The 13,391-nt window shown below is 42.1% G+C and carries 13 protein-coding genes; 8 read left to right on the top strand and 5 right to left on the bottom strand.

Translation table 11 applies throughout. The annotated features are described in order from the left end of the window. Positions 1-182 precede the first annotated feature (182 nt). The 3 genes from gpsA (at position 183) to ACED41_RS17990 (ending at position 3,342) form a co-directional block, all read left to right on the top strand. Complete coding sequence (gene gpsA, locus ACED41_RS18000; RefSeq protein ID WP_050634977.1) at positions 183-1,238, top strand: NAD(P)H-dependent glycerol-3-phosphate dehydrogenase; 1,056 nt, start codon at positions 183-185, stop codon at positions 1,236-1,238. 47 nt (positions 1,239-1,285) lie between these two features. Further along, positions 1,286-2,107, top strand: coding sequence for a serine O-acetyltransferase (cysE, locus tag ACED41_RS17995; RefSeq protein WP_009847961.1), 822 nt, complete (start codon positions 1,286-1,288; stop codon positions 2,105-2,107). Between the two features lie 83 nt (positions 2,108-2,190). Next, a complete protein-coding gene (locus tag ACED41_RS17990; RefSeq protein ID WP_016797614.1) occupies positions 2,191-3,342 on the top strand; it encodes a murein hydrolase activator EnvC in 1,152 nt (383 codons plus the stop codon). Positions 3,343-3,404: 62 nt separating this feature from the next. Here ACED41_RS17990 and ACED41_RS17985 read toward each other — a convergent pair whose 3' ends face one another. Together ACED41_RS17985 and ACED41_RS17980 are read right to left on the bottom strand one after the other, a co-directional pair. Beyond that, positions 3,405-4,043: a TetR/AcrR family transcriptional regulator gene (locus ACED41_RS17985; RefSeq protein ID WP_017063104.1), complete on the bottom strand. Its 639-nt coding sequence runs from the start codon at positions 4,041-4,043 to the stop codon at positions 3,405-3,407. 125 nt (positions 4,044-4,168) lie between these two features. Continuing rightward, entirely contained in the window at positions 4,169-5,332 is a 1,164-nt protein-coding gene (locus ACED41_RS17980; protein ID WP_371725389.1) for a nucleotide sugar dehydrogenase, read from the bottom strand. Between the two features lie 152 nt (positions 5,333-5,484). Between ACED41_RS17980 and rfaD the strand changes: the two genes are divergently transcribed. The 5 genes from rfaD (at position 5,485) to ACED41_RS17955 (ending at position 10,556) form a co-directional block, all read left to right on the top strand. Next, positions 5,485-6,426 carry an ADP-glyceromanno-heptose 6-epimerase gene (gene rfaD / locus ACED41_RS17975; RefSeq protein WP_371725388.1) on the top strand — a complete coding sequence of 314 codons (942 nt, stop codon included), beginning with the start codon at positions 5,485-5,487 and terminating at the stop codon, positions 6,424-6,426. 134 nt (positions 6,427-6,560) lie between these two features. Then, positions 6,561-7,517, top strand: coding sequence for a lauroyl-Kdo(2)-lipid IV(A) myristoyltransferase (gene lpxM, locus ACED41_RS17970; protein WP_016788449.1), 957 nt, complete (start codon positions 6,561-6,563; stop codon positions 7,515-7,517). 16 nt (positions 7,518-7,533) lie between these two features. Beyond that, the gene (locus ACED41_RS17965; RefSeq protein WP_371725387.1) at positions 7,534-8,733 is read left to right on the top strand and encodes an O-antigen ligase family protein; all 1,200 of its coding nucleotides are present in this window, start codon (positions 7,534-7,536) and stop codon (positions 8,731-8,733) included. Next, positions 8,726-9,472, top strand: coding sequence for a glycosyltransferase family 25 protein (locus tag ACED41_RS17960; protein WP_229648005.1), 747 nt, complete (start codon positions 8,726-8,728; stop codon positions 9,470-9,472). Before ACED41_RS17965 ends, ACED41_RS17960 begins: the two co-directional genes overlap by 8 nt. 4 nt (positions 9,473-9,476) lie before the next feature. Further along, a complete protein-coding gene (locus tag ACED41_RS17955; RefSeq protein WP_371725386.1) occupies positions 9,477-10,556 on the top strand; it encodes a glycosyltransferase family 4 protein in 1,080 nt (359 codons plus the stop codon). A 46-nt stretch (positions 10,557-10,602) separates the two neighbouring features. On the opposite strand, the gene ACED41_RS17950 is transcribed toward ACED41_RS17955, so the two are convergent. The 3 genes from ACED41_RS17950 to ACED41_RS17940 are packed head-to-tail and all read right to left on the bottom strand — an operon-like array spanning position 10,603 to position 13,347. Beyond that, entirely contained in the window at positions 10,603-11,535 is a 933-nt protein-coding gene (locus ACED41_RS17950; protein WP_371725384.1) for a polysaccharide pyruvyl transferase family protein, read from the bottom strand. Between the two features lie 3 nt (positions 11,536-11,538). Further along, positions 11,539-12,306, bottom strand: a complete 768-nt coding sequence (locus ACED41_RS17945) for a glycosyltransferase family 2 protein (RefSeq protein ID WP_371725382.1) — start codon at positions 12,304-12,306, stop codon at positions 11,539-11,541. Between the two features lie 9 nt (positions 12,307-12,315). After that, positions 12,316-13,347, bottom strand: a complete 1,032-nt coding sequence (locus ACED41_RS17940; protein ID WP_371725411.1) for a CDP-glycerol glycerophosphotransferase family protein — start codon at positions 13,345-13,347, stop codon at positions 12,316-12,318. Positions 13,348-13,391 lie beyond the last annotated feature (44 nt).

Below are 13,391 nucleotides of genomic sequence, written 5' to 3'. Positions count from 1 at the left end.
CTTAACCCTAACGAACGCTTAAATAGCTTATGTTATAAGAAGCTTAGCTTTTAAATGCACATCGCAGCTTCTGCGATGTGCATTTTTTATTTACACTGTATTTTGATAGAGAACTTTTTCTTCTTAATTTAGAAAACATCTCAAGAACTCTTCGATTTCCCTCATTATTTTTAGGTGGAAGCATGACAGAAACAACTCGCGCGACAGCCGCTTGCGGTAAAGACAGCGCTTACGGTAAAGACATTGCGATGACAGTGATTGGCGCAGGTTCTTATGGGACATCTTTAGCGATATCTCTAGCGCGTAACGGTGCCAATGTTGTTCTTTGGGGACATGACCCTGTTCATATGAATCGCCTTGAATCAGAGCGTGCGAACAATGAGTTTCTACCAAATATAGAATTCCCAGAAAGCCTGATCATTGAATCAGACTTAGAAAAAGCAGTGACTTCAAGCCGAGACCTTTTACTTGTAGTCCCGAGCCACGTATTCGGCGTTGTGCTTAATAGCGTTAAACCTTACTTAGCCTCAGACTCTCGCATCTGTTGGGCGACCAAAGGCTTAGAGCCAGAGACCGGCCGCCTGCTTAAAGATGTCGCGCATGATGTGCTGGGTGATGGTTACTCGTTAGCGGTTCTATCAGGACCGACCTTCGCCAAAGAGTTAGCGATGGGCATGCCAACGGCTATCTCTGTAGCTTCACCTGATGAAGTTTTCCTAGAAGAGCTCCAAGAAAAAATCCACTGCGGCAAAACATTCCGCGTGTATGCAAACTCAGATTTCATTGGTATGCAACTTGGCGGCGCAGTGAAAAATGTTATCGCAATTGGCGCAGGCATGTCGGATGGTATTGGGTTTGGTGCCAATGCACGTACCGCACTCATCACTCGCGGCTTGGCTGAAATGAGCCGCTTGGGCGCAGCACTTGGTGCCCAGCCAGAAACCTTCATGGGCATGGCTGGATTAGGCGACCTAGTACTAACCTGTACTGATAACCAATCACGCAACCGTCGCTTTGGTTTGGCACTTGGCGCAGGCAAAGATGTAGATACCGCACAAGAAGAAATTGGCCAAGTGGTAGAAGGCTATCGCAACACCAAAGAAGTTTGGTTATTATCAGAACGCATGGGCGTTGAGATGCCAATCGTTGAACAAATTTATCAAGTGCTGTATCAAGGGAAAGACGCACACTTAGCAGCACAAGATCTACTTGCTCGAGACAAGAAGTCAGAGCGATAACATCGCGTATTCAGTCGTGGGATAAAATAGATAAGATGGATGGTAAAATGAAACACTGTGAACAACAAAAAGTTTGGCAATGCATTGTGAAGGAAGCTCGACAGCAGTCGGAGCAAGAACCTATGCTTGCGAGTTTTTACCATGCCACCATTATCAACCACGAAAGCTTAGGCGCTGCATTAAGTTATATCCTAGCCAACAAGCTAAAGACGGCTTCAATGCCCGCAATGGCGGTGCGTGAGGTGGTTGAACAAGCATTCAAGCAAGATCAATCGATTATTGATGCGGCTGCTTGTGATATCTGCGCGACGGTAAATCGAGATCCTGCGGTCGAGATGTACTCGATGCCTCTGCTTTATCTGAAAGGCTACCACGCTTTGCAAGGTTACCGAGTGGCTAACTGGCTATGGAAGCAAGGGCGTATTGCGCTTGCTACTTACCTACAGAACCAAATTTCGGTTGCTTGCCAAGTGGATATTCACCCAGCCGCTCGTATCGGTAAAGCGATCATGCTCGACCACGCCACTGGTATCGTGATTGGTGAAACTGCTGTCGTCGAAAATGATGTATCGATCCTTCAAGACGTGACTTTAGGTGGTACGGGTAAAGAAGGTGGCGATCGTCACCCTAAAATCCGAGAAGGTGTAATGATCGGTGCCGGCGCTAAAATACTCGGCAACATTGAAGTTGGCGAAGGTGCTAAGATTGGCTCTTGCTCTGTGGTTCTACAAGCTGTACCGCCTCATACTACAGTCGCTGGCGTTCCTGCAAAAATTGTTGGAAAGCCGAAAACTGACAAGCCGTCTTTGGATATGGATCAGGGGTTTAACGGTCGTTCTCAGAACTTCATCCATGGTGATGGGATTTAAGAGCAGATTCGGGATCCGACGAATAGCCGATAGCCGAGATGCGAAAAGACTCGCAGCAGATGCTGATTATTAATAAGAGCAAAATGACGATAATGATGAAACCCGTTCAATCAATGAGCACTGTTCTTTTGATATCTGCCAGCCTTGGTGTTGCTCTTTTGTCTTCATCATCATTTGCTGCATCTCAAGGTGAACTGAAAGGCGTATCAAGCGAAATCTCTCGTCAACAGAAAGCGCTCTCTTCCCAGCAAAAGAAACTCGATAGCCTACAGGCAAACCTCAAGAAGCAGGAGCTGTCCATCGCTTCACTTGAAAAAGCGATTCTAGACAGTAAAAAGCAGCTCAATACCGCTAATGCTAATATTGCTAATTTAGACACAAAGATTAAAGCGCTCACTGCGCAGAAAAAAGTCCAGACAGACAAGTTAGAGCAGCTCATTCAGACTTACTACATGACGAGTCGAGCTAAGGCTTCTTCTCACATTCTCAACACCGGTGTAGAAGAAGATCGCATCAGTCATTATTACCAGCACCTTGCCAAAGCTCGCTCCGCAACCATTAAAACGATTGAACAGACGCAACTCGAATTAGAAGAAAGCCACAAACAGCGTCAACTCGAGCAAGAACAAATTGCAACATTGTTAAAACAGCAAACCACAAAGCGTGACAAGTTGTCTCAGACTCAAACACAACGTAAGAAAACCGTTGGCAGCATCAAGAAAAACATCTCGGGTGATAAGAATTACTTGGCGGAGCTTCAGCGAAATGAAACTCGCCTGAAAGCTGAAATAGCGAAAGCAGAGAAAGCGGCTCGAGAAAGACGTAATGCCGTCCCTATGGATGGGTTAGCCAAACGTAAAGGCAAGCTGCCTTGGCCAATCAAAGATAAAGTTCTACATAACTACGGTTCACGTCAAACGGGGCAAATTAACTGGAAAGGCATGGTAATCAATGCCAAGTACGGGCAGCAAGTAAAATCCGTTTACTCTGGCACGGTGGTATTTGCAGAGTATCTGCGTGGCTATGGATTAGTGGTGCTACTTGACCACGGTAAAGGTGATATGACGCTCTACGGCTTTAACCAAGCACTTTTAAAGAAAGAAGGTGACAAGGTTAAAGCTGGCGAAGCGATTGCGCTTGCTGGTGACACTGGCGGCCAAACGCGCCCTTCACTGTACTTTGAGATTCGCAGAAACAGCCAAGCCCAAAACCCGAAGAGTTGGTTAGTTCGATAAAGAGCAGATACGGGATGCGAGTATCTTTCTTCGAATCCCGTATACCGCTTACTCGTCTCTTTCTATTTAGAGTTCAACGCCCTGACACCATCTTCTAATAATGTCAGCTGTTCAAAACCTTGCGCGGTCGCAATTGGTTTAACGGTCGCTATCATCTGCAGCATTCCTTGATGAACGACTTGCTCGGTAATTTGGGCTTTTGGAGACATCGCAGACTGATACGCCAACCAACCCGATGCGATCAAGTGAAGAGAAGTGACCATCGATTTCATTTCCGTATCCGTTGCTTTGAGCAGGTTCAACTCAACGAAGGCTCGCATGATATCGACAAGATTCGTTTGCAGCTTTTCTTGTACGGCCATGTAATCAAGGTGGAGTTTTTCATCACGTGACAATATTTCAGGCAGATTCGCATAGAAGAATCGGTACTTCCACATCAGTGTGAAGATAGAATCTAAGTAAGTCTTTAGTAACGTCAGGCTTTCTTGTTGGCCTTGAATCGGTGTGAACCTTTCAAGCAACTCTGTTGAATAGAGCGTAAAGATGTCACGTACAATTTCTTGTTTGTTACGGAAGTGGTAGTAGAGGTTACCAGGGCTAATCTCGATATGCTCAGCAATATGATTGGTCGTAATACTACGCTCGCCGTGCTCATTAAAAAGCTCTAGAGCAGCGTAAACAATCTTGTCACGTGTTTTCATTAGTTATTAGTATCCCTATCCGTTTAGTGGTTCAGTATATCGCCACTAAGCGGATAGATCGAGCTGATAACATCTGGTCGAATTAGCAAGCGCTAAAATTCACCTTCAATCCATAATACCTTTGATCAATCACTGCCAAACAGATCTCGTGTGTACACCTTATCTGCAACGTCTGCGATCTCTTCTACCATTCGATTAGAAACAATCACATCGGACACCGCTTTGAACTCAGCAAGATCAGAATAGACTTTCGAGTTAAAGAAGTGCTCTTCTTTCAATACCGGTTCAAACACGACGACTTCGATGCCTTTGGCTTTTAAACGCTTCATGATCCCTTGGATGGAAGAAGCACGGAAATTGTCAGAGCCCGCCTTCATGATCAAACGATAAATACCGACAATTTTAGGCGAGCGCTTAATAATTGAATCCGCAATGAAGTCTTTTCGGGTACGGTTTGCATCAACAATCGCACCCACAATGTTGTTTGGTACATCTTGATAGTTTGCTAATAGTTGCTTGGTGTCTTTTGGTAAGCAGTAACCACCGTAACCAAATGAAGGGTTGTTGTAATGATTGCCGATACGAGGGTCTAAGCCAACACCTTCTATGATCTGACGAGAATCCAAGCCATGCGCTTCCGCGTAAGAATCAAGCTCATTGAAATAAGAAACTCGCATCGCTAGATAAGTATTTGAGAATAACTTTACTGCTTCTGCTTCCGTTGAGTGAGTAAACAGTACGTCGATGTTTTCTTTTTCCGCACCTTCCACAAGAAGATTCGCAAACACTTTAGCGCGTTCAGAACATTCACCAACGATAATACGTGATGGGTGTAGATTATCGTACAGGGCCTTGCCTTCACGCAAAAACTCCGGTGAGAACATGACGTTTTCGCAGTTCAGCTCTTGCTTAATACGCTCAGTATAGCCAACCGGCACCGTTGATTTAATAACCATCACCGCATCAGGATTGATCTCCATGACGTCTTTGATGACAGATTCTACAGAGCTGGTATCAAAATAATTGTTTTTAGGGTCATAATCGGTAGGTGTAGCAATGATGACAAATTCAGCATTTTTGTAAGCGACTTTATCCGTTGTTGCCATGAAGTTCAGCGTCTTATTTGATAGAAAGTGCTCAATCTCATTGTCTACAATCGGTGACTGCTTATTGTTTAGCATTGCCACTTTTTCATCGATGATATCTACCGCAATGACTTCATGATGTTGTGCCAAAAGCATAGCGTTTGATAGACCCACATACCCTGTACCGGCTACTGCAATCTTCATGATAATACCTATAGTTTTGAGTAATTAACTCAACATAATTTATAACTTAGCTTGCCGTATCATACTCTGGTTGGGGAATTATTCCACTAGCCCGCTTTATCCATTCCTTGCTATACTCGTGACAGTTTTGTATTCAAAAGAGTTAGAAAATTATGATTATCGTAACGGGTGGTGCTGGCATGATTGGCAGCAATATTGTTAAGGCGCTTAATGAAGCGGGCCACAACGATATTCTAGTCGTCGACAACTTAAAAGATGGTAAGAAATTTAAGAACCTTGTAGACCTAGACATCACGGATTACATGGATCGTGATGACTTCCTAACTCAAGTCATGGCCGGTGATGATTTTGGTCATATTGAAGCTGTTTTCCATGAAGGAGCATGCTCTGCTACCACTGAGTGGGATGGCAAATACATGATGCTTAACAACTATGAATACTCAAAAGAGCTACTTCATTACTGTGTTGAGCGTGAAATTCCTTTCTTGTATGCCTCTTCAGCTGCAACTTACGGTGAGACCGACACTTTCATCGAAGAGCGAGAGTACGAAGGTGCATTGAATGTCTACGGCTATTCAAAACAACAATTTGATAACTACGTTCGTCGCTTAACCGCGGATGCAGCAGCACACAACGAAACGCTTTCGCAAATCGTAGGGTTCCGTTACTTCAATGTTTATGGTCCACGCGAGCAACACAAAGGCAGCATGGCCTCTGTCGCTTTCCACCTAAACAACCAAATGAATTCCGGTGAAAACCCGAAATTGTTCGCAGGTAGCGAAACCTTTAAGCGTGATTTTGTGTATGTAGGTGATGTTGCGGCTGTAAACTTGTGGTTCTTAGAAAATGGGGTATCTGGCCTCTTTAATCTAGGTACTGGCAATGCTGAGTCGTTTGAAGAAGTCGCCAAGGCAGTTATCAAGCACCATGGTAAAGGCGAAATCGAAACGATTCCTTTCCCTGAGCATTTAAAAGGTGCTTACCAAGAATTCACTCAAGCAGACCTAACGAAGCTTCGCGGTACAGGTTGCGATATCGAGTTTAAAGCAGTAGCCGATGGCGTTGCTGAGTACATGAAGATCGTAAACGCTTAACGGTATATTTCAGATTAGGACCAATAATACACCCTACTTTTAGCGTGTATTATTGGGAATGTCTAACGAATATAATCATTCCCAGAGTGACCGATATTAAGTTAACTCTCTGATTTAAATAATGTAGTGAATGAATGACCACACAACGCAATGATTTTGATCCAAAAGCTTACAATCCTGAGTTTGAATGGGGTTTTCTAGCACCTAAATACTGGGGAACTTGGATTGCTGTTTTGTTATCGTCTTTAGTCTGCTTCTTACCTAATAGCATTCGTTTAGCATTAGCTAAGTTTATGGCTAAGCAAGCTGTAAAAATTAAGAATAAGGCTAACCGCCGGGCTCGAGTGAACCTTGAGATGTGTTTCCCTGAGCAATCTATCGAAGAGCGCGAAGAAACTCTCTATCAGTCATACGTTACTTCCATCTCATTTTTGATGGGATTTGCTTCACTGACACTCAAGAGTAAAACTTGGCTAGAGAATAACACTGCGATAAACGGCCTGAGCAACCTAACCGATATTACAGACAGTGGCGAGAATGTGATCTTGCTGGTGCCACACACATGGGCTATCGATATCCCAGCGGTATTATTAGCTTCACGCAATTTACCTGTATCTGCGATGGCGAAAGCACAAAAAAACAAACTCAGTGACTGGCTAATGCACCGACAGCGCGTGCAATACGGCGGTCGTGTTTATGATCGCAGCGGCGGTATCAAACCTTTCATCAAGTCGGTACGTGATGGGTACCTGGGTTACTACCTCCCTGATGAAGATCTTGGCCGTGAGCACAGTGTCTTCGTTGACTTTTTCGCGACTCAAAAAGCAACTATCTCAGGCCTTGGTCGCCTATCAAAACTAAGTAAAGCTAAAATAGTGCCCTTGTTTGCTCAATACGATAGCAGTACAGGCCAATACGCCTTGGACTTCTACCCTGCTCTACCCTTCCCAACAGGAAGCGAAGAAGAGGACGCACGTATGATGAACCAATGTATTGAAAATTACGTGAGCAAAAACCCAGAGCAATATATGTGGATCTTAAGGCTGCTTAAGACTCGTCCTGATAGCAATATAAATCCTTATAGTAGTTAGCATTAAATTCAACAGTATGAATATTATTAACAGAAAGCAGATTTATACAGCACTCTTACTATTACCTTACTTTTTTGCTGTTACAGGCATGTTAGTTTTAGATAGTGGTGATAAGAAAATGATCCCACTATTTTTGATTAGTATCATCGTCAGTATATTAGTATTTAAAAAAGAAACTATATTAAATAACATACAGAGCCCGTTTGTGTGGTTAATTGGCATTTCATGTATATATATCGTATTTAGTTATTATTATCATGGAGCAAGCTCTAGAGAGCTAAGAGCACTGATTGGACTTACTCTTTTCCTTATAGCTTTTCCATACCATATACTTACTCAAAAAGTAATTCAATGGGTAGTTTTGATCGGTAGTTTGGCAATATTTGTCAATAGCGTCTATTTCAATGTTTATATCAGTACAGGGCGTAATGCTGGTTATATAAATCCGATACCTTACTCAACTGCATGCGCATTGATATCCATAATCGCGTTTTCTTTATTGCTAGGTAATTCTCCTTTAAAGGGTAAAACCCTTCCTTTGGTCGCTTTTCTGCTGTCGTTACCTCCTATAATCCTAAGTGAAACTAGAGGGATTTGGTTGGCGTTTACTTTAAGTATCTTTATTATAATCGCAGTTAAATGTATTAAAAATCCTCCTTCGAGAAAATATATACTATTTACACTTATGCTCACAGCCATTCTAACTTCTACTGGCGCCTTCTTATTTAAAGATAAAATAAATGAGAGATATAACCAAACCATCTATGAAGTCAAAAAGATTCAATCAGGCGATTATAGTACATCCGTTGGGCTTAGGTTACAAATGTGGATGTTAGCTCCGGAATTAATAAAACAAAAACCAATACTAGGGCACGGACAAGAACAACGGGATATATTAAAAGGTAAGTTAGAACATGGTGAAATATCTAGATCGCTATATTACTATGCTTCAGCCCACTTCCACAATCAGTTTTTAGATAAAATGGTTAAGTCTGGGGTTATAGGAACGATGCTAGTAATTGGACTTCTGCTTTATCCACTAATGATGGTGAGGAAATCACCACCATCCGATGCATATATAATAATTGGTTTGGTTAGCTTATTTTTCATCGCAGGTTTAACTGATGTACCTTTTAATCACCCTCAACCTTTAATGTTATATTTATTATTTCTAATTCCTATTTGCTCAAGATGTAAGAGAGTTACCAATGACTAAAATATTTGTCATAAATTTAGAATCTTCCACAGATAGAAAAGAAAACATTAGTCGCCAACTAGATGAACTATCTCTTCCTTTTGAGCTATTTTCTGCTGTGGATGGAAGAACATTCCCCCCTCACCCACTACTAAACCTTTACAATAATGATTTAAGCCAAACATACCGAGCAAAAACACTAAGCGCTGGTCAGTTAGGGTGTTATGCAAGCCATTACTTATTGTGGCAGAAGTGTGTTGAACTCAATCAACCAATAGTCATAATTGAAGATGATGCTCTTATATTTAAAGAGGCATTCCTTAACTTCATACAAGATATTAGTGACATCCCCGAAACTGTAGAGTGCATAAGATTATTCAAAAACAAGCGCCGTAAATATGATTCTTACGAAGTGCTCGAAGCGAAATCTACTAGTATTCACAAGTTCACTAAAGGGCATATGAGTGCCACGGCCTATTTCTTAAGGCCTTCAGGAGCTAGAAAATTCCTTGAACACTCAAAAGAGTGGTATATGGCTGTAGATATTTATATGGACCGATTCTGGCAAAACGAAGTCGAGTGCTACGGCACTGCAGTACCCTGCTTAACGAACGACCCTAAGTTTGATTCCGATATCGGTTATGAAAAACGCACAAGCACCAGAAGTTTATTCAAGAAATGTAAGCGTGAATGGTTCAATTTAAACGAAACTATCCAGCGTCACCTACATAACATAAAATTCAAATACTCGAAGCGGTAATCCAATGAAAATTCTTATTGCTAGTTCCTACTATCATGCTCGAAATAGTGTACGTCCTGAAGCCGAAATGTTTATAGAAATGGTAAAGCAAGGTCATGAGGTCACAGTTCTTACCCAAGGCGATGCAGAATACGCTCAACGGTTTCAAGAAAATGGCGTAAGAGTTGTTGATGCCTACCCAAATAAAAAGATTTGTTTAAAGACTATCAAAGCTTATAGGGCTGAACTGAACAGCAAAGCCTATGACATTTTTTATGCATTTAATTCTAAGACGATACCAAACGCTGCGTTTGCTTGTATTGGTAAGAAAACAAAATTAATCACATATCGCGGGACTACAGGTGGCCTGTATCGCCATGATCCTTCAGCCTACCTCACTCACCTGCACCCAAAAGTCAGTGGTGTTGTATGCGTATCAAAAGCTGTCGCCAATGACGTTAAAAAGAGAGTTTGGTGCAATAAAGATAATGTAGTTACCATCTACAAAGGTCACGAACTAGACTGGTATACTGTTCAGGAAAATAAGCCAGAAGAGTTTGGCTTAGACTCCAATAATGTCATTGCTGTGTGTGCTGCTCATGTTAGGCCCAGCAAGGGAATTGATGTTCTAATCAGAGCTACACACTTTGTTGATAACCCAAACTTTCATCTTCTTTTAATTGGCAGTGGTTACGAACCTTATTTTGATATGGCGAAAGATAGCCCTATGTCAGAGAGAATACACTTCATTGGTCACAGAAAAGATGTTCCATCCATTATGGCTATGGCTGATTTTCAAATTCAACCATCAATCAGTGGAGAGGGGCTCCCAAGAACGATTGTTGAAGCTATGGCAAATGGGACACCGTCAATAGTGACAACAACTGGAGGCTCCCCAGAACTTATTGAAGAAAACGAAACTGGCCACATTGTTCCCGTAAAAAACGCTCAGTTATTAGGTGAATCTATAAACAATATGGCGAAGAATAAAGAACATTGCGCGGAGATGGGACGTAAAGCAAAAATCAGACTTCAACGCTACTTTTCGTCATCAGAAACAGTAAAACAGCATATTAACTTTTTTGAAAAACTAACTAAGAAATAATTTGATACTAACAGGGCAGGAAAATGATTTAGCCTGCCCTAACGATTTAGTTTTGATCTTTGATAATTTTATTTATCACTTCCTTTTGAATCTCGACTATCGCATTGAGTTGCTCCAAAGAGCTCAACTGGTAATTGCTCTTGTCATTGGCTAAAACTTTAAGCTTCAATTGTAAATTTTTCATATCGCCATTAGAGGCCAGTTTGTAAACAGTCACGAGTGACAGCCACTTTCTCGATGAAGATTTAAATAATTTAGCTACATTTCTCTTACACGTATTTTCTAACAATTTACCAATGGGCATTTTACTAACACTCATAAAAGGTAAGTCGTGTAAGGTTAGCTCTACACCCATAGATTCAGCAAAGTCATACCACTTTTCATCGTCAAATGCAGGAGAGAAACGAACTCCTTTCCAAGGGATGCGAAGTGCGTCCGCAATAATTGCACCGTGCATGGCCTCAGTCACAACGGACTCACACTCTTGAAGAGCCAACAAAAAAGTCTCGACCGGTTGTTTTGCTGTAATGTATGTTAAACCTATCTTCTGGCAAACTTTATCCCAATCGATAAAATCTTCACTACGATGATGAGGTATAAATCCAATCTTCCCTTTTTGTATTTCCGCTTTAGGGAAGTCAACTTCACGAAGGAGATAAGCACCATCTCCAACCACCAGTTCGGGTTTTAACCCTAATTTTTTTGCCGTCCTAGGCCCTCTTACACCATAAACAGTACACTTGTCAGATAACTTGGGGACGTTCCACTCCCATGCACCTGATGAGAAAATAATAACTTCGTCCGCACCTGAAAGAGTTTTATTTAATCGCTTCTCCGTCAAAATCGTCCCTATGCCTAAAAAATAACGAGAGCTATCTTCTACAATCAAGTCACCAAACAGTTGTGGCCATAGCCAAGGGTTAAGATCATCCCCTACATTGTAAGTATCTGACAGGCAGTACTCTAATTTAAAAGCCACTGGTTAACTCCTTTCTTTTTCGATAAGCCACAAGCCGACATATTTATTGAAATTCACCTGAGCGTAAGTCATCGCCATAATGAAACCGACACTACCATCCATAAAGCCACGACGGATAATGTACACAAGGAAAAACGTCCACATCGCTCGAAGTAGAGCAAGGAATAAGCCGTGTGATTTCTTGCCTTTACGATGGTACTTTTGAGAACCAAGCCAAGCATATTGCGCTGCTTTATCTAAGCCGTGCCCATAATCTCTGTGGGTATAGTGGAGCAAGTAACCTTTCAGAGTGCCCGTCGTTCCTTGTTCCGGTATAGCGGTTTCATGAACTTCATCCAACGTATATCGAGAGCCCTCTCTTTTAAAGAGTCTCAACACAGCACGAGCACTGCGGCCATGTTTTAGAGTCGTGCCATAAAGCGTCACTCCCCAAGGAAGTTTATAAGCAGTGTGTTTGATTTGATCTTGTTTTAATAGTTCAACAAGAGCGTCGCTCATCTCTTTATCGAGAGCTTCGTCAGCATCAATTGATAGCACCCAATCACATGTCGCTTTATCTAGCGCTCGCTGTTTTTGCTTACCAAAGCCAGGCCAATCTGTGATTGTCACGTTATCTGTATATTTTTGGCATATCTCAACGGTTGCGTCCGTTGATCCGCTGTCTAACACAATTAGCTCATCGGCAATATCAACCACAGATTTTAGGCAAGTTTCAATTCGGTCTTCTTCATTCTTGGTAATAACAATGACAGACAGGGTATGTTTTCTCATTATTCAGCCCTAGAATTTCCAATAGTTTAATGATTTACGGATCTTAAAGTTACGAATCCAATTTTTTGGCTTGTTATCTTGCCAGCCGCTTTCTAGCACATCAGTAATAGCACTCAGAACTCTCGCTGAGGATTGCCCATCTAAATATGGCGTTATTGACGGGCCGTAATGAGCGATAGCGTTATCCCTTTCTTCATCAGGTAGCATCGCTTGCTTAATTGCTGACTCTAATTGCTCGGCTTGAGTAATATTAATAAAGCTTGCTTGAGGGTCTCGATTATTTACCGTGACAACAGGCTTATTGAGCAACAAGAATTCCTGAAATATCGATGAGTTATCACACACCATGACATCGGCGCGATGCTGCATTTCAATCACTCGATCATTATCGAAAAAGAGAAGGTTATCCCCTTCCAGTGCCTGATATTTCGTTCTCGTCTCTTGATTCATTTTAGGGTGCAATGTCACTAACCATTGCCACTGGCTCAGTTGGCTTAGGCGCTTAAGCTCTTCATAAACCAACTCTGCACACGATAAGCTTGGCGAAAAAGTGGAAGCGAATAGAATTTGAGGTCTTTCAAAATGGCTCTCGCTAGCTTGATAATTAAATAAGCTATCTAGCTTCAGCCACCCGGTCTCTTTTACTTGAAAATAGCCGCGCTGCTTAGCTAGCGGCTCAAGCGAGCTTGTTCTTTCATGGCCTTCGGTGCAATACAAATCAAATAGACCACGTTCAGGGTATAAGTTCCCACGTTTGCTCTCGTTCAAACCATGAAATACTTGTACCTTCAACCCTGGAATAAACGCTGGAACACGATCACCGGGCACTAGAACGGCAGAAGGACTAAAGGCAATAGCTTCTGTCAAAGAGACGCTCTGCTCTTGATCCAGTAAAAGATGTTCAGAAGCGTCTTCACCAACAAGCAACCACTTAACCTCATGGCCGAGTTGCTTCGCGTAATCATAGAATGGGCGAAGAATAGCAAATGAATAATTTTGCTCGACGTAGAGCAAGAAACGATAGGTTTGATCGGTTTGCATAAGCGATGAGATAAAATTCACCATGTCCGTTTGAAAGCGCAACT

Origin of the sequence: Vibrio sp. 1F255 (genome assembly GCF_041439145.1) — a bacterium.
GTDB lineage: Bacteria > Pseudomonadota > Gammaproteobacteria > Enterobacterales > Vibrionaceae > Vibrio > Vibrio crassostreae_C.
This window is presented reverse-complemented; position numbering and strand designations above follow the sequence as displayed.